Genomic DNA, 25,902 nt, shown 5'->3' on the forward strand with positions numbered 1-25,902 from the left:
TTTAGTCACTAAAAAAACGATCCCCTGCATCGCCAATTCCTGGAATTATATATCCTTTATTGTTTAATTTTGGATCTTTTTGACAGAAAAATATTGAAATTTGCGGATATCGTTCTAATATTTTATCAATTCCTACCTGAACTGTTAACATCGTTGCAATCACTATTTTTTTATATCCTTTTTCAAGAATTATTTCAATTGCACGGATTAAAGTATTCCCTGTTGCTAAAATAGGCTCTAAAACAATCGCAACTGAATTAGGATTTGCTTGTGGCAAACTTTCAAAATAAGTCTGAATTGATAAATCTGAATTTCTTTTTAAACCAATTGGTGCAACTTTAGCATAGGGAGCAAGTTCAAGAAAGGAGTCAAGCATACCAAAACCGGCCCTTAAAATCGGAATAAAAACGAGTTTTGTAATAATTTTATGACCTAAAAATTCATGACCTAATACCGATTTAGCTCTAAATTCTTCTGTTTCTAATCTAGATAAAACTGGAAAAGCAAGCAATTTTGATATTTTTTTAATCGAATTGCGGAAATCTTTTAACGTTGTCATTTGCCTTATTCTAGCAATTTCACTATCAATTAAAGGATGATCAACTTTTATTTCCATATTAATTTCTCCTTTAAAAATTGTTTTTTTACAAAACAATTTTTATTTTTTTAAAATAGTTGTATTATAACATAAATTTTAAAAAAAATAAGTTAATATTCATTTTTTTTATCAGTCAAATTTTTGATAATACTTACTGATTTTGAGGTGCCAAACCTTGTTGCCCCAAGTCGGTAAAAATTTTCCATATCGGCTAGATTTGTAATTCCGCCTGCGGCTTTGATTGCCAATTTTTCGCTTTTGTTTTCTTTGATGATTTTTAAATCCTGTTCACTTGCACCTCGATAGGAAAATCCTGTTGAAGTTTTAATAAAATCGGCATTGGTTGAACTAACTAATTTTGTAGCATCAGCAATTTCATGAGGTGATAAAAGGGCTGTTTCAATAATAACTTTAAGAATTTTAGTGCCGATTTCCTTCTTAATTTGATTAATTTCGTTAATGATAAATTGAAAATCCTTCTCTTTAAATTTACCAATATTCATCACCATATCAATTTCATCTGCCCCATGAGCGATAGCAAGTGAGGCTTCTTTTTGTTTTATTGCACTAATTTGACTTCCTAAAGGGAAACCAATTACTGTTACAATTTTAATATTGGTATTTTTAAGCTCTTTTTTTGCTAATTTTACTCAAATTGGCGCAATACAAATTGCCCCAAAATTATATTTTTTAGCTTCTTCAATTAAAATTTTAATATCCTGAGAAGTTGCCTGTGGTTTTAAAAGTGTATGATCAATTATTACGTTAAAATTCATATAAATTACCTAATTTTTCTTAAAATTTGCCCAAAAATACTATTTTTTTCTTAAAATTTTCATTTTTGTAAAAGTTTTTAGCTAATTTTATTTATTAATTTTAGTTATTATACCACGTTTTTATACAAAATATTTATATTTTGGAATTTTTTGCTGCCACAGACATAAAAATTAAATCAATGATAAAACTATAAAAGTTGCTTTTAAAAAGTTTTGATAAATTTTATAATAAAAACTAATTTTTAATTTAAAAAATGTGGTATAATATAAATTAAAATCATTTGAAATTTTACACTTGTTTTTAAGGTCAAATTTTGACTTTTTAAAAAAAATAATTGGTAAAAATACTTTAAATTTTCTATTTGAAAATTCTTATTAAAACATAAAAAATATGGTATAATTTATACTTACCACGCGCTTTTATATCAAAAAGGAAGAAAAATGCTTGAGGAGAAAGACAAAGATAAGTCAAATTTTGACAATAGCGAGTTCGATATCGAATCAAATGATGAAATAGATGATGAAGATACTAACTATAAAGTCAAACCCACAATTTTAGAATCAATAACAGATAATATTTCTCCAATTAAAATTGAAGATGAAATGAAAGCTTCATTTCTTGATTATTCAATGTCTGTTATTGTTTCGCGTGCACTTCCGGATGTCCGTGATGGGTTAAAACCAGTCCACCGTCGGATTCTATATACAATGGCTGAACTCGGAATTACTTCGGGAACAAGTTATAAAAAATCCGCTAGAATTGTTGGTGATGTTCTTGGAAAATACCATCCTCATGGAGATGCTTCTGTCTATGAATCGATGGTGCGAATGGCTCAACCTTTTTCTTTACGTTATCCTTTAGTTGATGGTCATGGAAATTTTGGATCAATTGATGGTGATGAAGCAGCAGCAATGCGTTATACAGAAGCTCGACTATCAAAAATTTCAAATAAAATGATTGAGGGGCTGAAAAAAAATACTGTTGATTTTCGGCCTAATTATGATGCAAGCGAAGTTGAACCTGAAGTTTTACCAGCAAAATTCCCTAATTTGTTAGTCTCTGGAGTCTCAGGAATTGCGGTAGGAATGATGACAAAAATTCCGCCGCATAATTTAGGTGAAATTATTCATTCCTTTATAATTTTTGCCAAAAATCCAAAAATTGAAATTAACGAGTTAATTTCAAGTCTACCGGGGCCAGATTTTCCCACTGGCGCAACAATTTATGGTAAAAAAGGAATAAATCAGGCTTATCTAACCGGAAAAGGTTCTTTTATAATAAGGGCAAAAGCAAAAATTGAGAACCTTAATTCCGGCAGATCGCGGATTATTTTCTATGAAATTCCTTATGAGGTAAAAAAACCAGCAATTATTGAAAAAGTTGCATTTTTAGTTAGAAATAAAAAAATTTTAGGAATAAAGGATGTCCGTGATGAAAGTAGTAGACACGGAATTCGCGTTGTTTTTGAGATTAAAAAAGGTTTTAGTCCCGAAATTATCCTAAATAAACTTTATCATAGTACCGATTTGCAAATTAATTACTCTATAAATATGCTAGCACTTGTTAATGGTGTGCCAAAATTGATGAATTTGGCACAAATTTTCAACTATTATCTTGAGCATCAAAAGGAAATAAATCTACGTTCGCTTAATTTTGACCTCGAAAAAGCAACAGAAAAATTGAATGTCTTAGAGGGGATTAAAGTTGCAGTTGAAAATATTGATGAAGTAATTAAAATTATAAAATCATCAAAATCTGATCAAGCAGCCCAGGAAAAATTAGCGCATACATACAATTTAAATTCTGGGCAGACAAAAGCGATAATTGAAATGCGACTTGGACGGCTAACCTCACTTGCAATTGAAAAGTTAAATAATGAAATTGAAGAGTTAAAAGTTGAGATTAGTGAAATTAAATCAATTATTGACTCCCCAAAGAAATTAATTGATTTAATTATTGAGCAACATAAAAATGTTGTTGCTCAATTTGGTGATCCAAGACGATCTGAAATTATTCCTGAAATTGATTGCTTAGATGAAGAAGATTTAATAGCTGATGAGCAAGTAATTATTTCGCTAACACAAAATAATTACGTAAAAAAAATGGTGTTAGATGAATATCGTCTACAGAATCGCGGGGGAATTGGGACTTTAGCATCAAATCATTATAAGGATGATGAACTAAAATCATTATGCATTACAAATACTCTCAGTGATCTTTTAATAATTTCCTCAAGTGCTAAAATTTTTAAATTAAGGGCGCACCAAATTCCTGATGGCTCAAAACAAGGCAAAGGAATTCCGATTCTAAATTTAATTAAATTAGAAAAAAATGAGAGTATTTCTAACTTAATTCCTTGAAATCAAGAATATGATAATCACTGGCTAATTACAGTTTCTGCTTTCGGAAATATTAAAAAAACAGCCCTTAGTGCGTTTCGAAACATTACAAAAAACGGAAAAATAGCACTAAAACTAGTCGAAAATGACTATTTAGTCTCAGCTTTTATAGCCCCTAACAATCCGGATCTTAATATTTTAATCGGCTCATCGCAAGGTTTTGTTAATCGCTGGTCGATAAAATTATTACGAGATAGTGGTAGAACTGCAATTGGAGTTAAAGGAATCAAACTCGAAGAAGGACATAAAATAATTGGAGCTTGTTTTGCTTTCGATAACCATTTTATTTTTAGCCTTAGCAAAAAAGGGTTTGGGAAAAAAACTCAAGTAGGTGAGTATCGCCTTACAGGGAGAACGACAAAAGGACTTATGAGTCTGGATGCAAAAAAAGCTGGAAATCTGGTGTTTATTTCCGCAATAAAAAATAATGAAGAAGCAATAATTACAACAAAAAAAGGGTTTGCAATTAGAATTGATCTTGATATGGTGCCAATAATAAGTAGAAAAACTAAGGGTGTAAAAATAATTACTCTCAAAAAGGGAGATGAAATTACCGCAGTTAGTTTGATCAGTAAAAATGAAACTGAAAAACAGAATGAATAAATAAATTATACCACAACTTTTTTGTATTTTAAAAAAATTATTTTATATCTTTATTTAAAGAACTCTAAAAGATGACCTAAATTATGTGATTTTAGTTCAGATTTAGGAATAAATTTAAGCGATGCTGAATTAATACAGTAGCGCCTCCCCCCGAATTGTTTTGGACCATCGCTAAAAACATGACCTAAATGCGAATCAGCGTTTTTTGAACGCACTTCGATTCGAGTTAGCGAGGCACTAAAATCCAGAACCTCCACTATTAAATTTTCATCAATTGGTTTTGAAAAAGATGGCCAACCTGAACCTGAGTCATATTTATATATTGATAAAAAAAGTGGAGTTCCATCTACAATATCAACATAAACTCCTTCTTGATAATTATTATTATAAAGATTATCAAAGGCAGGCTCAGTAAAATTTTGCTGAGTTACCTTGTATTGCAATTCTGTTAAATGGTCTAATTTTTTTTCTTTTTTCATAGTATTTCTTTTTGTAAAAAATAAATTATGCTATAAATTTAAGGGTTTTTTAAAAAATTTAAGATCAAAAAAATTTTAGTAATATACTATTTGCTGATCAGGGTTTATCATATCATTTTTATGGCGTGAACACAAGGATAAAAACATAAACGTAGCAATTATATCAAGCCAAGCGATAAAAATTCCTACAATTGCAATTGTTTTTATTGTTGAAAGTTTTGATAATAAAAGTTGGTTATTTCGAATTTCAAGATCATCGGCAAGACTGTTTAATTTAAAAGCAAAAATCACTAGAACTATTCGGTCGGCGATTGTTAATAAAATTCAGATAATAAGCATCGTTACAAATACGCCTAATCAAGACCCAAGATCCTGTTTTAAATCCTTAAAAGAAATATCCACAAATAAAATTGGGCCAATAAACCAGACAAGCAAAAAAATACCTAATAAAAATTTTAACCGAAGTATTAAATGAGCAATTCCTAATCTTCGAACAAATAATAATTTTCTTTTTCTTTCTTCTAAGTCAAAATTCATAATTTAAAAATTATAACATTTATTTTAAGAATTTAAATTATTTTTTTAGAAAAATAAAATTATCTATCCCATCCTAAATTTTTTGCCAACTCGTTTTTATAACTTTCAACTCCCGGTTGGTCAAAAGGATTTACCCCGAGCAAATAAGCCGACATTGCACAAGCTTTTTCAAAAAACATCACAAGATGTCCGAAAGTTTTAGGCGAACTATCTGCAATTTCAAGCACTAAATTTGGATTATTTCCATAGGAAGAATGCGCTAATGTGGTTGCTAGAAATGCTTGAAAATTTATTTCTGATACTGTCTTTCCTGAAAGTTTATTGATTTTTGTATTAAATTGCACTATTTTTTTAATTCCAAGGTCAAATTTTGGCTTCTTAATATAAATAATAGTTTGAAAAAAATTTTTACTACCATCTTGAATAAACTGACCTAGCGAGTGTAAATCTGTTGTAAAAATTGCTGATGCCGGGAAAAGACCTTTAAGATTTTTACCTTCAGATTCGCCAAAAAGCTGTTTTCATCATTCATTAAAATAGATTAGAAAAGGTTCATATGAAATCAAAATTTCAGTTTTATAATTAAAATTTTTATACATCAAAAATCGAAAAAGCGCGTATTTGTAAGCTAAATTTTGAGAAATTGAGCTTGTTGAATATCTTTTATGTGCTTCTATTGCGCCCTGAATAATTTCATCAACATTAATTTTTGCAAAAAGTAAGGGGAAAAATCCAACTGATGATAAAACGCTAAACCGACCACCAATGGATTCAATGACTTCAAAAATTTCTAATTCGTTAGACTTTGCAATCTCTAAAAGTTCACCTGATTTTATACTTGTTGTTACAAAAGTTCTTGTTTTTGCGAGCTTTTCACCAATTTGATCTATTAAAAATTGATATAAAATTTGAAAAGTGATGGCTGGTTCAATTGTTGAACCAGATTTAGAAATTACATTAATTGCAAAATTTTTTGTTTTTAAATATTCTATTTTTTGGTATAAATCAGTTGATGAAAGCGAATTGCCTAAAAAAATAACCTCGGGTTTGTTTTCAAAAGGGCCTAAACCTAAAATAAAATCAAGAGCCGCTTTTGCACCCAAATATGAGCCACCAATTCCAATGACTACCAAAACGTTTATGGAATTTTGATGTAAATTTTCCACTATTTTTCTCATTCTTGCAATTTCTTGAGGGTTAATAGCTACTTCTGGGAAATTATTTCAACCTAAAAAATTAATATCAGGACTATTTTTGTCATTGATTCGGTTGTGAAATTCATTAATTTGGTTCTGAAAACCTTGATAATCTAGTTTAATTTCTGTTTTTACTTCTAATTTTAAGCTCATTTTTTTTCCTTTTTTAGAAATTTAGGAATTTTTTTATGTATGATGAAGGTTTTTTGAACTTAATAACTACCATTTGATCATAAAAAATCAGTTTTAATATTAATAATTATACACCTTTTTAGCTATTTTTGCTAATTTTTAGTCAAATATATTTACTTGCGCCCTCTTGGATATTTTATCAAAAATACCTAATTCCTTGAGCTTTTTTAATGATGTACTATTTGTTTCGGTTCTCTTTTCAAAATCCTCAATTGATGAAAAAGGTCTTAAATTACGAGCCTGCACAATTTTTCGAGCATTAACATCACCAATACCATCAATTGCAATAAATGGCGGAATTAGTGAATTATTTTCTTTGTTGATTATTCATTCCTGAGCTTCTGATTTCTCAAGACTTACCTTTTCAATTTCAAATCCACGGGATTTAAGTTCAAGACTAATCTCTAAAAATTGGATTAAATCCTTTTCTTTTGCACTTAGTTGCTGGATTCCCTTTTGACTTTCAAGTCTTTTTTTATTAAGAATACTAATTTTTTCGCGAATTTTTTCTACTGGTTGAATTAAAGTTTCAAGATCTTTAACATCAGGCCGGATTGAAAAATAAGAAGAATAAAAAGCAAGCGGGTGATAAAGTTTAAAATATGCAATTTTTCATGCCTTCATTGCATAAGCAACTGCGTGCGCCTTCGGGAATAAATAACCAATTTTCTGGAGTGATTCAATATACCAACTAGGAACTTTTTTTAATTCTAGTAATTCTTTTTCCTGATCTGTTAGCCCCTTGCCTTTTCGGACATTTTCCATAATATTAAAGGCAACTTGGTGGTCAATATTTTTTTGCAAAAGGTAGATCATAATATCATCCCGACAAGAAATTAGCTCGTTAATTACGTGCTTTTTTTCTAAAATTAGTTTTTCAGCATTATCTTGTCAGACCCCAGTACCATGTGCTAGACCACAAATTGCAACAATATCTGCAAATGATTTTACTTGTGCAATTTGCAACATTTTTCTTACAAATTGCGTCCCGAATTCCGGGATACCAATTGTGCCTGTAACCTCACCAAGAATTTGATCGGAACTAATTCCTAATTCTTTACATGATCTAAAAAGTGAAAGAATTTTTGGATCAGATTTAGGAATTTCATCGGATTTTATATTTGTTAACTTTTCTAAATGGAGCAAAATAGTTGGATCATCATGCCCTAAAATATCAAGTTTTAAGAGATTATCATGAAGGGCATTATAGTCAAAATGCGTTGTTTTTCAGTCCGATTTTTCATTATTTGCAGGATAGTTAATCGGGGTAAAATCCTCAATTTCTTGATTTTGCGGAATTACAATAATTCCGCCGGCGTGTTTGCCAGATGTTCGTTTAACACCTTGAGCTTTTGTTGCTAAAAAATCAAGAAAAGCGCTGGTAAAATAAGAAACTTCACGGTTAAGATCAAATTTTGGATCAAGTCTAGCGCGGTATTCCCCTAATTTTCGAGCTAAACCATAAACAGTTTTTTCAGCATTTGTAAGAATTGTTCCCGCCCGAAAAGTTTTATTAATTCCAAATAAAGTTCTAACAAAATCATGCATTTTTAACTGAGTCTGGCCCGAAAAATTAAGATCAATATCTGGAACTTTTTCAACATTAAATCCTAGAAAAGTCTCAAAAGGAATATTATGCCCATCTTTTTCCATTTTTTTATAACAATCTAAGCAATTTTTATCTGGTAGATCATAACCTGATAAAAATTGCTGGGATTTAGGAAATTCCACTTTGCTACATTTTTTACATCAATAATGAGGTAAAAGTGGGTTTACATCGGTAATTCCTGTTAGAAAAGCCACAATTGAAGAACCTACTGACCCACGTGAGTCAACTATTGCACCTTGTGATTTAGCCTCAGTTACAATATGCTTGGAAATTCAATAAACCACGTGAAAACCCTGGTTTATTATCGGTTCTAGCTCGGTTTTAATGCGATTTTCAATTAATTTTGGCAAAAATCTGCCATATTTTTCATAGGCTTTTTTATAAACAAATTCTTTTAATTTTACCTCAGAATTATCAAAACTGGGTGGATATAAGCCGGATTTAATAATTTGAATATTGTTTTCAATTAGATCAGCAACAAAATTGGAATTTTTAACAACAATTTCCTCAATTAGTTGCTGATCTTCTAGAAATTCAAACTCTTTTTTCAATTCTTCAGTTGAAAAAAAGTGTTTTTCTGGAAAAATATGACTATTGCGAAAATCTTCTCGCTCTTTTTCACGATGATCAAAAAGGACATGATTCACGCCGCCGACACCTTTGGCATAAATATAAAGTTCATAAAAAATTTTTTCTTTTGGCAGACAGTAGCGAACATCGCCAATTGCAACAGCGGGAATCTGGAGTTTTTTTGCTAAATTTATTAAATTTTTTAACATATCTTCAATTTGATCTTTAGTAAAAATTTCTCTTTTTACTAAATGTATAAAAGCACTTGGAGGCGGAATTTCGATAAAATCAAAAATATGAGCAAATTCTGCAACATTTTTAGGGCCAAAATAAAGCATTGTTTGAATCAAAAGCGACTCTGGGCCACCTGAACCAATTAATAAATCTGGATCTTTTTGTAAGTGATCATAAAAAATTAATGGTCGAGAAATTAGATTTTCTGTATTAGCCAGCGAAACTAGTTTGTATAATTTTTTAATTCCTATCTGATTTTTAGCAATTATGGTTAATTGTTTTGGGAAAACTTTTTCTGGACGAAGCTCGAAAATTGAGTTTTTTATTTCAGAAAGTGAGGTTAGATCATTAATATTTTGACTTTTTAGCTCAGCTAAAAAGTTTTTTCAAATAGTTGTTAAAATTTTTGCATCATAATCAGCACGGTGGGCAATTTCTTCATCATATTCAATTTCATATCTTTTTGCTACATTTTTCAAACTATGACTTTTTTCATTTGGATTCAAAAAACGGCTAACTTCAAGTGTGTCAATAATTGGATTTTTTAAGGATTTTTTTGCTTTTTGTCTAAAAAACTGTTCTAAAAAACTAAAATCAAAGGCAGCATTATGGGCAACTAAAACTGAATCTTTGATAATTTTTGTAATTTTTTCCAGTGCAATTTCCCAAGAAATTGCCGTTTCATCAATCATTTTCTGGCTAATTCCGGTGATTTTTGTAATTGCAGGCGGGATTTTTCCTGTAGGTTTAATAAAAAATTGGTGCTTTTCAATTTCAATACCATTTTGTAATACGACTGCACCAAATTCAACAATTTCATTATAAAAAGCTGAAAGTCCGGTTGTTTCAAGGTCGAAAATCACAAATTTTAACTTATCAAAAATATAGTTTTTTCCGTTAAAATTAATAACTTTTTCAATTTTTGAACGATATGTTGAAAAAGTGGAGCCATAAATTGGCTTGATGTTAGTTGATTTTATTGCATTATAAAATTCAGGGAAAGCCTGAACTGAGTCAAGATCGGCGATTCCAATTGCTAAATAACCATTTTTGAGAGCATGTTGGACATATTCTTTAGCACTTGAAATTCCATCCATTGTTGATTTTCAAGTACGCGCAGCGATTTCGACGCGTTTAATTTTGGCAGTATCAAGCTTTTCATTTGGAAAAAAAATTGAAGAATCAATTCTTTTAATTTCATATAAATTTAAGTCAACATTTGATTTATAACGTGATGTAGGATCTTTTATTTTGGCTTTAATATTTACTAAATCACCAACTTTTAAGTCATAATTTTGATTTTTTATTAAAAATTTACTAACACTAACTGCCTCTGTATAATCATTATTATTAAGGAAAATTTTTAAAATTAGTCCACCTGTTTTAGTTTTTATTGGGCTAATTTTATAAATTTGAGCATCAAATTGCACGTTCGGATTTTTATGAGAACGGATAAATTTTAAGTCTATTAGTTCAAAATCAATTATTTTCTTATTTCTTTCGGAAAAATTTGCTAAAAAATTATACTCAAGTGGGCGCATCACAGTCTCAAGATCTAAATTGAATTTATTTTCAATTACTGGCTTTTCTTCAAGTATAAAATCAAGATCAAGATGAATTAGTCCAAAATATTTTATAATTTTTCGCATTTTTTTTTCATATTTGGACATAAATTCAAAACTTTTTGCATCAGAAAAAATAATTTTAAACCGAGATGCATTAGCTCTTATAATTTCCTTATCATTAAAAAATCCTTTATTTTTCGATATTCCTTGCATTATCCCGTTTAGATATTCTAATAATTGTTGATCAGTAAAATAATTTTGTTGAATTTCAAAGTCAAATTCAATCTTACAGTTAAATTTGGATTGCCTATTTGTTTTTTGAACTAAATCGATAAATGCACATAAATCATTAAACTTTGGAAGTGTAGTTTTTCTAAATATTGCAGAAAATATTTGTGTTTTTAGGCTTTGATCATTGACATTTTCTACAGTTTCTGCGCTTGTTTTTTCGATTATTACCACATCATCTCAGTCATATGGATTTGATCAATTTATTAATTGGGAAAATTTTCTGAATTTTGTATTCATTTTTACCCTCTCCTTGTATTTAAAAAACAAAAACTAACTAACTGTAATTACAATAAATGAGAATACTAAAAATACAAAAGAAATCGAATCAAGCCGGTCAAAAATTCCTCCATGACCTTTGATAATTTTCGAAAAATCCTTTATTTTTAAGTATCTTTTTATAATTGAGAAAAAAATATCGCCGATAATTGCAGCAGAAGGCAATAACAAAATTGTCAAAATTTTTAATAATAGATCTCTACCAGTTGAAATATTAAAATCGAAATTAAGAATTATAGATATTACCAAAATCAATGAAAAAATAAAGGAACTAATAAAGCCTTCAACTGATTTTTTCGGTGAAAAATTAAAATTTGTCCTAAAAAATTTTTTAGCAAAAATTGAACCAAAAAGATAACCAAAAGTATCGCTAGTTATTGGAATCGAAATTAAAAAAATGACTAAAAAAAAGTTAAAAGTATTTAAAATTCATAGTGATTTAAAAAACAAAGTCGATATAAAAATGATACTAAATTTTAGTATTCCAGCAAGAAAAAATCCTCCTGTTTTTTCAATTTTATTATCAAAAAAACTAACTATTAAAGTAAGTGGAAAAATAAAAAAAATGTGATAATCTAAAAATTGCCATTTAATTAAAAAAAATGCTAGATTTCAGTCAAAATTTGCATCTTTTGAAAAACTAGTTTCAATTAAATCTTTTCTTACTGGTAATACAAATAAAAAAATACCCAAAAATGCTAGTAAAAAAGTATAGATTTTTTTTGACTGAAAATGATTGAAAATCTCAAAAAGACTATAAAATAAAAGACAACCTAAAAAAATAAAGGAAAAAATCCGACCTCAAAAAATAAAGTAATAACCAATAAATAAAGCCGGGAAAACAACTACTAAAACTAAAAAAGCAACTAAAAACCTGATAAAAAAATCAGCTGGTAATTTTTTAGGCCAGGATAGGCTCATTTTAAATTGTTTGAATTGCTTTTACTTTTTTATCAAAAAGTTGATCAATTTTTTCTATTTCAGAATTAATATTTTTCTGAACTTGACCAAGATAATCTTTTTCTAAATCCTCAGAGAATTCCTCTTTTTTTATCAGTTTGTTAATATCTTGTCGGATCAGACGCATTCTTACTTTGCCTTCCTCGTGAATTTTTTTAAGTTTATGAATTGCTTCTTGGCGTTTTTGGTGAGTTGGTTCTGGAAAAATTAGTCGAACTTGATTTGCTTCTTTTTGAACTTGGGCATCAATTTTTGCAGCTACAATTGCGCTTGCAATTTCTTTTACATACTTAGTTTCATAAGGTTTTACTAAAAGTTGTAATGGAAGTGGAGCAGAAATTGAAGCGATTTCGTTAATTGGGGTTAAAACATCATAAAAATTTACTTTAATATAAGAAATTAACTGTGGATTTGGAGCTCCAATAGTTACTTTCTGAAAACTTTTTTCAAGATAGGAAAAAACATCTTGAGCTTTTTCAATCAAGATGTTTTTATAAAAACTAAATTCAATTTCGTTCTTCATTATCTAATAAACCTCCGTGTGTTTAATTTGTCTTTTGATTAATTTAGAAATGCTATTTTTTTCTTTAATATCAAAAATTAGTAATTTAATTTTATTATCACGAGCCATTGAAAAAGCTGTTGAGTCCATTACCTTTAAATTTTTTTCAATAACTTGATTATAAGTAATTTTATCATATCTTAGCGCATTTGGATTAATTTTTGGATCAGAGTCAAAAATGCCATTGACATTATTTTTGCCCACTAAAATAATATTTGCACCCATTTCGGATGCAAAAAGTGTTGCAGCACTATCAGTTGTAAAAAATGGGCGGCCGGTCCCGCCAACAAAAATTAAAACATTGTTATCTTCTAAATATTTCATCGCTTTTTCCCTGACAAAATACTCACAAATTCGCGGGTCTAAACTCATCGAGGATAAAACTCGAGTTTTAATTCCCAAATCGCGGAAAACTGAATCAAGGGCAAGCCCGTTCATAACAGTTCCAAGCATCCCGATATAATCAGCGGTGTTCCTGTTTATACCATTTTTTGCCGCGGAAGTACCGCGTCAAAAATTTCCGCCGCCGATAACAATTAAAATTTTATGCCCTAAATTCTGTATTTCTTTGAGTTGAGAACCGATTTGTCTTACAAGTTCATAATCGATTGCCAGAGATTTTTGTTTATTTGCAAGACTTTCGCCTGAAAGTTTAATAAGAATAGTTGAGTCCATATTAGCCTTAAAAGTTTCTTTTATTATACTTTATTTTTGAAAAAAAATGTATTAAAAAAAGGAAAATTTTAGGAAAAAGTTGCAGATTTTATTTTTTTTGACTAAAAAGGCCAAAAAAAATTAAATATAAGTGAGAAACAAGGAAAAAGGAAGTTAGAAATGAAAAAAATTTTTAGGCTTTTAGGAGGTTTAGGTATTGTAATTTCAAGTCCTTTTTTCATTTTTAGTCAAAAAGGACAGATTATTTCTAATCCTATAGAGCTTAATTTTAATTTTCAAGAATTAGCTAATAAATTAAATTTCGATCGAAAATTAAACAGGTTATACCGAAATGTCAAAGTCGGAGTTTTAATTGAAGAAAATGGCGATAAAAATAATATTGACTATAATAATTTACAAGCAATTTTTGAATTTTTCTCGCCAAGTTCCGAACTTGTTATCTATCGTTTTAAAACAAAAGAACAATGACTTGAAGGAATTAAACATTTTGAAACTGTCGGTATTGAAATGCTTATTCATCTATACAAAAAAGAAAGAACTTTTTTAGATGATTTATTTTGAAAAAACGGCGAATACATCAAATTAGGTGATTTTCTGGATCTTTGAAGTGCAAAAACCGGAATTATAAACTTTTTTGATGGCAGCAGACCCCCAGGAAATGAAGTTAATAGTCATTTTAGTTTTTTTGCTAAAACTGATGACCGTTTTAAGACAAATAATCAAATGCTATCACATACAAAAATTTTTGGCAATGGTTTAGGAATTATAAAATCAAATCATTTTGTTTTGCCAGAACTAAAATATAATTATCAACTAAGCCCGCATTCTTCAAATATGGAATTTTATTCTGCTTTTTTACTAGCGGCGCTTTTTAGTCAACTTTCATCAAGTTTTGATAGTTATGAAAGTCTAAAAGATCGAAATTTAAAAATTATTACTGCTCTAGCATTAACTGCAAACCCTTCAGAGAATAGCAATTTAGCCTTTAATGGCACTCATTTAAATGAAGGTTTTGGATTTATAAATTATACTGACGCCCATTTTACAATCCAACAACAAAATTATTTATATAATAAATATGATGGAAGTGAATATACAACAAGTCCTTTTGAATTAGTAAAGAATCAAAAATTTTCAGCGATAGTTTTTTCTGATAAATTCACCGAAAGACTGATTTTTGGAGAATATTTGCCAGGATTTTCAGGCATTTTTCACAATTTTCAAAAAAATATCAAATTAATTACTAATGCATCTTTTTACGGTCTTCCTGAATTTAAAGTAAATGATTTTGATATTTCCATTGAAATTTTCCGCGGTGGTTGGCATAAAATAATTGAGGCAAATTCAACTATCAGTCCATATGATAAAATCAGTTTTAAAGCTTTTGAAGATGGACAATACCGAATAAAAATTTCAAGTCAAAAATTTTTACCTGACAAACAAAGCAAATATTTTATTGCCTGAAGAAGATATCCTTCTGATTTTGTAACAAAAACACACTGAAATTAAAACATTTTTTACTGTTTTGTATTAAAATGTTTTATATTATGAATCTTTTTGTTGATACAACAGGTAAATTTTTAGTGGTTGCGATTTTTGATAAAAATTTTATTTTAATTGATTCAAAAATTAGTGAAATAAAAAATAAAGCTGATATTCTACCTGATTTTTTAGGTAAAATTTTGCTAAAAAATAAGTTAGAAATCACAGAATTTACAAATTTTTTTATCAATTTAGGTCCTGGAAGTTTTACAGGTTGCCGAATTGGACTCACTTTTTTCCGGACAATTGCACAATTAAATAAAAAGAAGATATGAACTTGTTCAACATTTAATTTATTATCTTTTAAAATACTTGAAAATAAGCAATATTTTATTGACTATAGTGAAAAATCACAATTTAGCGCTTTTGCCCAAAACGGAAAAATAACTTCTAAAATTTTCGAAATTAAGAAAAAAACTGAAAAAGCAAGTCAAGTAAATTATAATTTAATTTTTTTAAATTTTGATAAAGCAAAAAAATTATTTAAGAAGGAGGTTGATTTAATAAATATTTTTCCTTTATACATAAAATAAAGGAAAAATATTAAAAAAACTAGCTAAAAATATTTTCTAATTTGCTATTTTCCCGAGTTTCCCAGTTTGATGAGATAATTTTAAAAAAGTGTCCGGTTTCCCGCGCTTTTTTAAGTTTTTTGCCAAAAGTTAATTACCTATTTTTTTACTGATTTATTAAGATATCAAAGTAGAAATCATACCTATTTCAAATATTGGGATCGCTAGGAACACCATCGCGATTTTTAAATATCATTTGTTGATCTAAAGTGTTAAATTCAACCCTTTGTCTTAATTTTTGCAACATCGTTACTAAACCAACTTCAGTTAATTGACTGTTTGCAAATAACTTGTTATCACTAATATGTTTGTTGATTTTAAAAATTATAGTTTTTAAAATAACTAATGAGATAAAGCACAAAAATGTATGAGCTAGGATATGCTCATCTATTCTTAAAAATACAGGACGAATATTCAATAAACCTTTTAGACTTCTAAAATTAGCTTCAATATTTCACTGTTTTTGGTATTTTTCAACTATGTCTAAGACATTTAAATTTAGTATATTTGTTTCATAGACATAGTAACCATCAAATTGTTTGTCCTTGTCAATTTTACTTTGATCTAATTCAAATTTCATATTTGAAATTTCCCTAAAATATTTAGGTTTTTTACCAAACAATTTGTTTACTTCAATAAAACCATCTTTATTTTGTTTTTTAATAAAACTTTGGATTTGCTCTTCGCGAGCCTTGCTGTCTTTTATTGCTCTTTTTCTACTGTAAGTAATAATTCTTCTTCTAATATTTTCAGTGTATCTTTTATTTTTATAAGATGAATAAAATTCTTCTTTTTTATACTTAAAATCTGCATTTAGATCAACATAATCGCTAGGATCTAATAAATAATTTTTAAATTTTTGACTGCCTATCTTTGCACGATAAGAAATAATGAAATTATATTCTTTTGATTCAAGAAATCGAATATTTGCAGCAGTGGACATGCCACGGTCAGCAATTATTGTCATATTTTTGATATTATATTTAAATTCAATATCTAATACAAAAGGGATTAGGGTACTAGAATCGGCTGTATTTCCTTTAAAAACTTTAATATGAAAAGGAATGCCATTTTTATCACATGCTAAAGCAATGACAATTTGATCTTCTTTGAATTTAGCATCTTTAGAATAGCCAGGAATTCTTAATCCATTTCTTTCAAATGTCTCAAAATAGACTGTTGATGAATCAAAATAAAATTCATTGTCCCTTTTTCCAAGCTCGCTTATAACCATTTTGTTAAGACTATCTAAAAGTTGATTTTGTGATTCATAGACAAGATCTAAGAGTCTATAAAAGCTATTTTTGGAAGTATTTATTTGATTTGAGTAATCATCCTTTTTATCAAAAGCATTAATAATGCTACCAGGATCAGTAATTCGCTTTGAAATTAAGTAGTTAAAAATTTGTTTCATATTTTTATGTCTACTTTTAGGAAGTGATTCAAAAATATTGTGCTTTTCAATAAGTTTTTCAATTAATTCCCCACCAATAAAAACCGAACCTTCGATTATGACGGAATTTTTAATAGAATCAAGTAAAGTAGTCTTGATTTTATCTTTGTCATCTAAATTTGAAAACAATTTCAATTTTTCTTTGATAATTTGAATAGCATTTGGATTAATTTTTTCCAAAGTTTGCACATTTCCTATACTAAATCAACGTTTTGGAGCTTTCCCATAACCTTGTGTTCAGCCAACATATTTATATATTTTATCTTTTGAAGATCCTCAAACATTAAACAAAATCAAATTATGCTTTTTCATAATTTATAATTATACCATAAAATTACTTTAAAATTGTAATTAATTGTAATTAATAAAAATTAAGGTTTTACGGGTAAAAAACACCGATTTACGGGGATTTCTGCATATTCATATTCACTAAAAAGTGAATTTTTGCCATCAAACTGGGAAACTCAGGAATATTAAAAAAACTAGCTAAAAATATTTTCTAATTTGCTATTTTTAGGTAAATCAAGCAATTTCGAATCAACACTAATTACATTATTTTTAAAAGCAGATTTTCGAATTATTAATGGTTTGGAATTAGGGTTAAATTTAACTTGATTAATTTGATTTGTCTCAAAACTACCTGGAAAAATTTCGGCTAAAATCAAATTTTTTGACAAATCAAGTTCGGTGATTTTATTATCAAAAAAGGCACCAGTTTCAATTGTTTCTAGTTTTGTTGCCTGGGAAAAATCTACTGTTTCTAAACTGTTTTTTGCAAAAGCTTGTTTTCCAATTGATGTAATAGAAGGGGGTAAAACGAGCGTTTTTATATTGTTTCCTTGAAAAGCGAAACTCCCAATCCTCCTTAATTTCATTGCTTTTGAAAAATCAAGTTCTTGAATTTTTTCATTTTGATCTAAATTTGCACTATCGACATAAAAGGCATAATCATCAATCTCAAGCAAACTTTCAGGAAAAATTACTTTTTTCAGAGTATAAAAATTAATTTTTTCGGGCTCAGTTTTTTTATCTTTTTCTTGATCTGTGTTTTTTTTAACGTCTATCTGCGAATTTACTTTTTGATAAAAACGGGATTTTAAGCTAAAAAATGCTGATTTTTCAATCTTTTCAAGTCTAGATGCTGATAAATCAAGTGTAAAAGTCTTTGTATTTTCATCAATTATTACATAGGGCGAGTCTTTATCATCCTTGCTTGCTAAAAGAGTTTCAGCCTGGGAAATTGTCTCGCTACAAGATAAAAAAACAACTAAAGGTAAAAAAATTGGGCTTAATTTTAAAAATTTTTTAAATTTTACCATAGATTTAAAAAGTATACCATAAAAGCTAAAAAATCCTAATTTTTTGTTCTTAAATTATAATAAGTCCGAATTTGCGAAGCTAATTCTTCATCAATCGGTTTTAAAAAAGTGTAATTAACTACATACCGGCGCTCATTTTCGTTATCTTTTGTTGGCATATTTCCGTATAAAGTTTGTTCCTTTTGCTGTGACAGATAGATATTCAGTGCACGAAGAGAGGATTTTTTAAAAATTTTTGATTTTACTTTATAAAAAGTTAGGCTTTCAGAATCAGTAATAATTTTATCTTGTTGATCAACAAAAACAGTAATATCCTCACCATCTTCGGCCTCACGGACACTGGCGCCGGCATTATTAAAGTAAAATTTTTTGAAAAATTCAAATGATTTTCTAAATGTTGGTGTATAATTTATATAATCAAAATTTGCTAAAACAGGAAGCAAACTATAGTCAAATTTAAATCCTTTTCCACTTTTTTTTATAAATGTTTTTGTTGCTGGATTCTCAAGATAATTAAATTTTACCTCGGATTTAATAGTAGCAATCATTTGATCAACTTCAAGTTCTTCGCCTTTAAAAACTCCTTGATAAAGTGAGTTATAAACTTTATTGGTTAGTTCTTCAGATGTATTTTTCAGAATTATTCAACCATCTAAAAGTGTTAAATTATTTTTGGGACGGATAATTGCGATTGTATTTTCCTCTTGAAGTTCTTCGTAATTATCCTTTGAAAAATGAGCATCAAGTGCATCACCATTATATAAAAGTGCTACATCTTGGTTTAAGGATGGGTCAATTATTGCATTAACTAGTTCAAGTCCTGAAGTTTTAAAGACATTGTGTCTGAGGTCAAAATAGTCAAAACCTGTAATTTCAGCAATATATTTAATAAAATTATCAACTAAAAATTTATAGTTATCTTTGGTAATTTTTTCTCCATATTTACCAATTTTTTCACTACCAATTAAGAGATTATCACGCATTGCCTCAGTTCATTCAAAAAAACTAAAACCGTTTTTTGATAAAGTTTTGCCAATCCCTGCAAGACTTTGGTCGTTAAATTTAATTCCTTTTTCTTGGATCTGAGATCTAAATTCTGGACTTCAGTTTTTTTGAAATCTACGTAAATTAACTCTTTTTCCGTCCTTTTCATAGTCACCAATGATATAGGCAATTACTTTATCCTGGGTAAAATAAGGAATAAAAAATTCTCAAAAACGGTCTTTTATTCCATCATTATCGGTGTCTAAATCCTTTTTAGGGTCTTCCGCTTGTTTCATAAACTGGTCATATTTATCGATATGCTCAACAATTTCAGGCCGAAAAATTTGCTCGAAAGCCTGCCTTTTTTTATCAATAAATTCCTGTTTTTCCTTTAAAGATAAATTTTGGTAATTTTCTGGTTTTCTAAAAACTTTTACCAAATCTCAATTTGGAAAAAGTTTTGAATAGTCAATTTTTTGCAAAAGTCCTTTTTGTGCTAAACGAGCAATTTGAAAGTCTGAACCAACACCTGCAATTGTCCGATTATCCTCGATTGCTTTTGTAAATTCACTGATATTTCCAAATTCCCGGTAATTAAAATCCTTGTTAATAAATTCGCGTCCTTGATCAGATATATAAGATTCATAATTATAAATAACGGGTTTAAATCCAAACTGTGATTTTAAAAAAAATGCTATAAAAAAAAGGATAATTAGACAAATAAAAGCCGCGAATTTGCCAAAAAGATAGACTAATTTGTTTTTCATTTTCCACCTTTTTTAGTCTTATAATAAATCCAGATAAAATTTGAAATAAATAGGAAAAAAAGCATAATAGTTCCTAACATCAATGCTCAAGTTTTAAAAGTTCCTTGGTATAAAAGTGTCCCGACTGTTTGTGCATTTGAGGTAATTTTTGTAATAATAAAATCATCAAAAGATAAAAAAACAACAACAAAAAAAGTCGAAATTATCGCTGGAAACATATGTTTTAGATAAATTAAAAATCAAGCTTTAGTTTTAGAATAGCCTAAATCCTGGGCTGCTTCGTATAAATTAAGGGAAAATTTTTCACTTTTTGGAAATAAAAGGAGAATTCCATAAGGAAAAGTCATTACAATGTGTGAAATAATTGCCCGATATAAACCTTCACTGGCAGCCGAAAGTGAACCAAATAAAAAACTTAAAATTGTTGCAAGTGAAATTGCTGTAATTACATCTGGATTAATTAGCGGAATGTTTGAGCTTAAAACTACATAGGTTTTTATTGTTTTATTTTTTTGTCGCCAGAGAGCAAAAACTGTCAAAAGTGAAAGAAAAACAACAACAATTGCTGCAAAAAAAGCAATAATTACTGAATTAATAAAAGCGCTAGCAAAACTTTCTTTGCTAAATTCATCAAAAGCATGCAAGGAAAATTTATTTAAAGTATTTGAAACAAATCCTTTTTTTGAAGGTGAATTAAAAGAAAAAACTGCCCCGACAATAATCGGAATATAAAAAAGAATAATTAAAAATCAAACGTATGATTTTTTCAAAATTTCATATTTTTGGAAAAAATCAATAATTTTAGTCATATTTAAATCCTTTAATTTTCATTATAATAATAGGAATAAAATGAATTAGACTATAAATTCCAATAAAAACTAGCAGGGTCACCAAAACAAGCGATGAAACCCGGGCAAGATCAAAAGGATTGGAAATATTTGCAGAATTATTAATCAAATTGCCAATTAATTGGTTTTGTGATCCATTTGGTAAAAGTTTATCTGAAACCACAATTGAGGTAGCTGCCATTAAAAAAACAAGCGCAAAACCGGAACTAATTGCCCGAAAACTATAAGGAAGAACAACTTTTATTAAAAGTCAAAATTTTGAATAACCTAAATCAGTCCCGGCTTCTAGTAAATTTTTGGGCATATCGCGAAAAATTGTATATAATGGCAGTACCATAAATGGAAAATTCAAAAAAATTAAACCTAAGACCATAAAAGAATTATTATTAAGACTACCTTCATCAAAAAGTAGTAAAAATAAACTTCTAAGCGCAAAAACTTTAGCAATTGTGAAAATAATTAAGGGGCTAGCTATCAATGAAAGCGAATAAATTTTGAATATTTTTGATCTTGAATTTGCAACAAAAAAAGCATAGGGAAATGCTAAAATTAAACAAATAAAAGCCGAAATTAGACCAACAAAAATTGAACGGCCAATAATTTGCCAGGTAGTTTTTTCCTTTATTAATAAATGATTATCAAAACTTTGACTATTATGTACAAGCGGACTAACTGATTTTCCAAAAAGTAAAATTAATGGAATTATCACAAAAATCAGGGCAAAAATTACATAGGGAATTACAAGACTGATGCGCGGATTTAAACTTTTTTTGAAATTTTTTCAAAAATTTTCAAAAAAATTAAATTTCAGCATTTTCCATCTCCATTAAATGAATAGCATCATCATCTCATTTTAGAAAAACTTGAGTCTCGAGGTCATAAAAATCGTTAGTTTCGACATTAATTATTGTATTTTCTACTTTGATATCAAGTGAATAGTATGAACCTTTATAAATATTTTGGATAACTTTTCCTTTAAAATAGCCTGAATTTAGGTCAATATCGATATCTTCTGGACGAATCAGGCAATCTAATTTTTGGCCTGGGATAAACTCATCATGAATTGTATATAATTTAAGACCAAGAATTTCGACCTGATTTTTTTTAATGTATTTTGCCTGAAAAAAATTAGAATCACCAATAAAATTAGCCACCCATTTATTAACTGGATAGTCATAAATTTGTTTTGGTTCATCGTATTGGGCGATTTTTCCATTACGGATTATGGCGATTTTATCTGATAATTGCAAGGCTTCATCTTGATCATGAGTAACAAAAATAAAAGTTAGGCCAAGTTTTTGTTGAATTTTTTTTAGAAAAACTTGCATTTTTTGCCTAATTTTTGTATCTAAAGCTGATAAAGGTTCATCAAGTAGGACAATTTCAGGCTCAATTACAAGCGATCTTGCAAGTGCTACGCGTTGTTTCATTCCTCCTGATAATTCCGAAATTGCTCGATTTTCATTTCCAGTTAGACCAACAAGGTCAATAATATCGGTAATTTCTTTATTAATTTCCTGTTTTGTGATCTTTCGGGTTAGGTATTTTTTTTTAAAACTTTCTGATTTGGATGTTAGATAATTTTCTCAATTTGAATATCTAAAATCAGAATCATCTAATTTATCCTGTAATTTTTTACGTTTTTTAATATCTAACTGTGGATTTTCAAGCAGTTTTTCTAAATGAGCCTGTAAAATTTTTAACTCTTTAATCTTTCGCTTTTGCTTATCCTGTCATTTTTTCTTTAAGTGCTCAAATTTTTTCCAGACTACATCCGGAATTTCTTCTGCCTTTTTTTTAATTCTTTTTAATTTAAGACCAAATTCAATATTTCCACGAACTGATAAATGTGGAAAAAGTGCATAATCTTGAAAAATTGTAGCTGTATCACGTTTATGTGCCGGAACGTCTTTTATATCGATGCCATTAAATTTGATTTCGCCGCGAGTAGTTCATTCAAAACCACCAATTAAACGTAAAATTGTTGTCTTCCCGGACCCTGAGGGCCCTAAAAGTGTGACAAAATCTCCTCGTTTAATGTCCAAATTTATTTGATCTAAAACTTTTTTATCACCAAATTCTTTATCAACATCAACAAGGGAGATAATTATTTCACTTTTTTCAATATTTTTCATTATTTAAATTTTCCCCTTAAATTAGATAAAATAAAAATAACTTCTAATTTGAATAAAAAAATATTTTATTCTTAAAAAAAATATGAAAACTTCATCTTTGAAGAAAAAAATCTTCTCTAATGAAGAATAATGGGGAATCTGTCAAAAATATTAAGTGAAGCGGATTCGAAATAAAAAGCAGCATCATCAAAAAGTGATGCTTCAAATATATAAAGTTTTAATAAATGTAAGTACTTTTTCTCGAATTCCATAGGTAGAATAAAATTATATTATATTTTTAATATTTTTTCTTAATTTAAAAAAATTTATATTTCAAACCCTTTTGGATGCTAAGGAAAAACTAATTTTTATGATATAATTTTAATTTTGATTTGCTTTTTTTGGTAAATTAAAAATTTAGTGTTATAGCTAAATTAGAAGAAGGAGAAAAAATATGTATGATAAATTTAATAGAAAATGTAGTTGTAAAAGCAGAGCAAAATAACAAAATCCCAAAAAAACAAATAGATTATTTTATTAAAACTGCTACCACATTAGAGAGTTTTCTAAAAGATAAGGAAATAAAAAAATATATTACAACTGACTACTCCACTAGTTTTATGCATTCAAGTAGTCCAGAAAATTTTTTGCTAAAAAACCAAATGCCCGTTATGGTTGCGTTTGCTAATTTCAATGTTGGACACAATATTATCATATAATATGGTTATGACCCAAAAACAGAAAAATATTTAGTAAATTTTGGTTGGGAGAATTATTCTAATTTAGTTATTTCAAAATGAGATATCTGAAGTTTTTGATCACTAGGGTATTGGTGATCTTTTAAAATTGATGATGATGATGATGATGACTATAAGAAAAAACATCCCCCAAAGCAAAAATTACTGAGTAATAACGGTCAAATTTTTTCCTATTCAGAAATATTTGAAAATGATCAGGAAATAAATAGAAACGGAAATATTGTCAGAAATTACGATATTTACTAATTTATTAGGAAATAGGAAAAGCAAAAGGAACTTTAATGCATAAAAGCAAAACTGGAAAAAAATCAAGATATAAGAATTTTTTTAACTATTCAAAAAATAATTTTAGAAAAAATTGACTTTTAAGTATCTTTTTTTCTATTTTTTCAATTTTTTCAATTTTACTTTCATTATTTTTATGGCAATTGAACAAAAAATTCGACACACCTATTTATAAATTTCCAGACCAACAAATTACAATTGTCAAAAAAAATGGCCATGCTTTTAAAAATTAAGAAATCAAAGAAATTGAAAATTTAAAATCTGTGACTTCAGTTTCAAAAGGCGAATCAATATTAGAATTCGGCGGATTTTCTAATTCGGATTCATTTGGTTTTAGCTCTTCGCCTACTTGAATTAAATCAGTTGATATTAATTCTTTTTCTAAAAATAATATGAAAAATTATGTTAATTTTCAAGGACGATTTTTAGAAAAAGACAACGAAATAATAGTTTCACAAGATTTTGCAAATTTAAAAGATGTAAAAATTGGTGACACAATTGAATACAAATACAAAATACCTGATGTTTTAGCTAATCAAGACCCAATAATTCATCGCGAAAAATTTAAAATAGTTGGAACTGTTGGATATATTAATACTAGTTCAGATTTTTATATTTTAATTTCAAACAATGGTTATAAAAACTTAGTTAAAAATATTTTCAATTTTTCGAAGAAATTTTTAATTCAAGACAAAACAGGCAAAAATAATGAAACTGACTTTGCTAAATTTTTGATTCAAAATTTATCACTTTATGGAATAAAAAAGGAAATTTCAAAAAACAGTCAATTTCCAAAAATTACTGAATATAAACAGTTCAATTTTATAAAAAATTTCAGCCTTGATAACAATGTTAAAACTCCCATATCTGGAAAAATTCCTGCAAAAAATAATGAAATTCTTGTAAATCAAAAATTAATTGATCTTTTTAAGCAAAAATTAAATCTTAATTTAAATATAGGTGATGAGATAAATTTTACATTGCAAAATCCCAACTTTTTATTTTTTAAAGACCAGCTCTTTATCTTCAAAATTAGCGGTATTTTTGATTCTGATGAAGCAAGTCAGATTCTATTTAATAAAAACGTAGTTCAAGTTTTTGATAATGCACTAGATGATAATCTTCCTTTCAAACTAGACATTTTTCATAATTCAGGCGAAAATCCAGTGCAAAATTTACTCTCAAAATTAGAAAAAAAGGGATATGAAGCGATTAAAAAATTAGAATATGAAGCTCACGTTGGAGTCGCTGAGATTTGGTCAGTAATTCTTGGCGTTCTAATTATGATTATTCTTCTAATATCATCCTTTTTTGCTTATGGTTTTGGTTTAAAACAACTCAAAATAAATAACCTAATAATTGATGGTTTTTCTGCAAATGAAAATAAAAAAATAGTAATAAAAAAAATAAATTCATACTGATTTTTTATCTTAAGTCTTGTTTTTCTAACTAGTTTTCTCTTGTTTTTCCTTTCTAGTCAGTTACCATTTTTTAATCACTATCTTGAAAATAGACCAAAAAATTACATAATTGGCCGAATTAGTTTAGATCTTTTTTGAATTTCATTAGTTTATCTTATATTTTCAACAATTATTTTTGAAGCTACCATTTATTTTAAATACTGGAAAAATTTTGTGAAAATCAAAAATGTAGCATCAACAAAAAGGCTTTAGAAAAAATTGCCTTAAATTTGTAAAATCCTTGCTAATTTAATCAAACAATTTACAAAAAGCCTAT

General features: G+C 28.1%; 19 protein-coding genes and 1 pseudogene. 5 read left to right on the plus strand and 15 right to left on the minus strand.

Features of this window, described 5'->3' with window-relative positions:
- Nucleotide 1: 1 nt before the first annotated feature.
- Both upp and deoC read right to left on the minus strand, forming a co-directional pair.
- Entirely contained in the window at nt 2-616 is a 615-nt protein-coding gene (gene upp, locus MHJ_RS02800) for a uracil phosphoribosyltransferase (RefSeq protein ID WP_011206376.1), read from the minus strand.
- Between the two features lie 92 nt (nt 617-708).
- Nucleotides 709-1,374 (minus strand): deoxyribose-phosphate aldolase, encoded by a 666-nt coding sequence (gene deoC, locus MHJ_RS02805; RefSeq protein ID WP_011284272.1) that lies wholly within the window; start codon nt 1,372-1,374, stop codon nt 709-711.
- Nucleotides 1,375-1,815: 441 nt separating this feature from the next.
- Here deoC and gyrA point away from each other — a divergent pair, with 441 nt between their 5' ends.
- Complete coding sequence (gyrA, locus tag MHJ_RS02810) at nt 1,816-4,377, plus strand: DNA gyrase subunit A (RefSeq protein ID WP_011206378.1); 2,562 nt, start codon at nt 1,816-1,818, stop codon at nt 4,375-4,377.
- Between the two features lie 50 nt (nt 4,378-4,427).
- Here the strand turns inward: gyrA and msrB are convergent, their stop codons facing one another.
- The 7 genes from msrB to pyrH form a co-directional block, all read right to left on the minus strand.
- Nucleotides 4,428-4,856 carry a peptide-methionine (R)-S-oxide reductase MsrB gene (msrB, locus tag MHJ_RS02815; RefSeq protein ID WP_011206379.1) on the minus strand — a complete coding sequence of 143 codons (429 nt, stop codon included), beginning with the start codon at nt 4,854-4,856 and terminating at the stop codon, nt 4,428-4,430.
- Between the two features lie 75 nt (nt 4,857-4,931).
- Nucleotides 4,932-5,393, minus strand: coding sequence for a hypothetical protein (locus MHJ_RS02820; protein WP_011206380.1), 462 nt, complete (start codon nt 5,391-5,393; stop codon nt 4,932-4,934).
- A 59-nt stretch (nt 5,394-5,452) separates the two neighbouring features.
- The gene (locus MHJ_RS02825) at nt 5,453-6,742 is read right to left on the minus strand and encodes a glucose-6-phosphate isomerase (protein WP_011284275.1); all 1,290 of its coding nucleotides are present in this window, start codon (nt 6,740-6,742) and stop codon (nt 5,453-5,455) included.
- A 138-nt stretch (nt 6,743-6,880) separates the two neighbouring features.
- Complete coding sequence (locus tag MHJ_RS02830) at nt 6,881-11,287, minus strand: PolC-type DNA polymerase III (protein ID WP_011284276.1); 4,407 nt, start codon at nt 11,285-11,287, stop codon at nt 6,881-6,883.
- Between the two features lie 33 nt (nt 11,288-11,320).
- The gene (locus tag MHJ_RS02835; protein ID WP_011284277.1) at nt 11,321-12,247 is read right to left on the minus strand and encodes a phosphatidate cytidylyltransferase; all 927 of its coding nucleotides are present in this window, start codon (nt 12,245-12,247) and stop codon (nt 11,321-11,323) included.
- 1 nt (nt 12,248) lies between these two features.
- Complete coding sequence (locus MHJ_RS02840; RefSeq protein WP_011206384.1) at nt 12,249-12,809, minus strand: ribosome-recycling factor; 561 nt, start codon at nt 12,807-12,809, stop codon at nt 12,249-12,251.
- 3 nt (nt 12,810-12,812) lie between these two features.
- The gene (gene pyrH, locus MHJ_RS02845) at nt 12,813-13,523 is read right to left on the minus strand and encodes a UMP kinase (protein ID WP_011206385.1); all 711 of its coding nucleotides are present in this window, start codon (nt 13,521-13,523) and stop codon (nt 12,813-12,815) included.
- Nucleotides 13,524-13,682: 159 nt separating this feature from the next.
- Here pyrH and MHJ_RS02850 point away from each other — a divergent pair, with 159 nt between their 5' ends.
- Nucleotides 13,683-15,032: a hypothetical protein gene (locus MHJ_RS02850; protein WP_014579943.1), complete on the plus strand. Its 1,350-nt coding sequence runs from the start codon at nt 13,683-13,685 to the stop codon at nt 15,030-15,032.
- Nucleotides 15,033-15,070: 38 nt separating this feature from the next.
- Complete coding sequence (locus tag MHJ_RS02855; protein WP_228365394.1) at nt 15,071-15,598, plus strand: tRNA threonylcarbamoyladenosine biosynthesis protein TsaB; 528 nt, start codon at nt 15,071-15,073, stop codon at nt 15,596-15,598.
- A gap of 145 nt (nt 15,599-15,743) precedes the next feature.
- Here MHJ_RS02855 and MHJ_RS02860 read toward each other — a convergent pair whose 3' ends face one another.
- The 6 genes from MHJ_RS02860 to MHJ_RS02885 all read right to left on the minus strand — a co-directional run bounded on the left by MHJ_RS02860 (nt 15,744) and on the right by MHJ_RS02885 (nt 23,143).
- The gene (locus MHJ_RS02860; RefSeq protein WP_011284281.1) at nt 15,744-17,402 is read right to left on the minus strand and encodes an IS1634-like element ISMhp1 family transposase; all 1,659 of its coding nucleotides are present in this window, start codon (nt 17,400-17,402) and stop codon (nt 15,744-15,746) included.
- Between the two features lie 170 nt (nt 17,403-17,572).
- Nucleotides 17,573-18,409: a leucine-rich repeat domain-containing protein gene (locus tag MHJ_RS02865; RefSeq protein ID WP_044284693.1), complete on the minus strand. Its 837-nt coding sequence runs from the start codon at nt 18,407-18,409 to the stop codon at nt 17,573-17,575.
- Nucleotides 18,410-18,444: 35 nt separating this feature from the next.
- Nucleotides 18,445-20,160, minus strand: coding sequence for a hypothetical protein (locus tag MHJ_RS02870; protein WP_044284694.1), 1,716 nt, complete (start codon nt 20,158-20,160; stop codon nt 18,445-18,447).
- Nucleotides 20,145-20,969, minus strand: a complete 825-nt coding sequence (locus MHJ_RS02875; RefSeq protein WP_011284284.1) for an ABC transporter permease — start codon at nt 20,967-20,969, stop codon at nt 20,145-20,147. Before MHJ_RS02875 ends, MHJ_RS02870 begins: the two co-directional genes overlap by 16 nt.
- The gene (locus MHJ_RS02880) at nt 20,962-21,822 is read right to left on the minus strand and encodes an ABC transporter permease (protein ID WP_011206391.1); all 861 of its coding nucleotides are present in this window, start codon (nt 21,820-21,822) and stop codon (nt 20,962-20,964) included. The genes MHJ_RS02875 and MHJ_RS02880 overlap by 8 nt, the downstream gene beginning before the upstream one ends.
- Nucleotides 21,809-23,143 carry an ABC transporter ATP-binding protein gene (locus tag MHJ_RS02885; RefSeq protein ID WP_011284286.1) on the minus strand — a complete coding sequence of 445 codons (1,335 nt, stop codon included), beginning with the start codon at nt 23,141-23,143 and terminating at the stop codon, nt 21,809-21,811. The genes MHJ_RS02880 and MHJ_RS02885 overlap by 14 nt, the downstream gene beginning before the upstream one ends.
- A gap of 524 nt (nt 23,144-23,667) precedes the next feature.
- Between MHJ_RS02885 and MHJ_RS04035 the strand changes: the two are divergent.
- Nucleotides 23,668-24,126: pseudogene (locus MHJ_RS04035) on the plus strand (putative cysteine peptidase); the annotation flags it as partial.
- A gap of 302 nt (nt 24,127-24,428) precedes the next feature.
- Nucleotides 24,429-25,838, plus strand: coding sequence for a hypothetical protein (locus MHJ_RS02900; RefSeq protein WP_011284288.1), 1,410 nt, complete (start codon nt 24,429-24,431; stop codon nt 25,836-25,838).
- The last annotated feature ends 64 nt before the right edge of the window (nt 25,839-25,902 follow it).

Source organism: Mesomycoplasma hyopneumoniae J (assembly GCF_000008205.1).
Classification (GTDB): domain Bacteria; phylum Bacillota_I; class Bacilli_A; order Mycoplasmatales; family Metamycoplasmataceae; genus Mesomycoplasma; species Mesomycoplasma hyopneumoniae.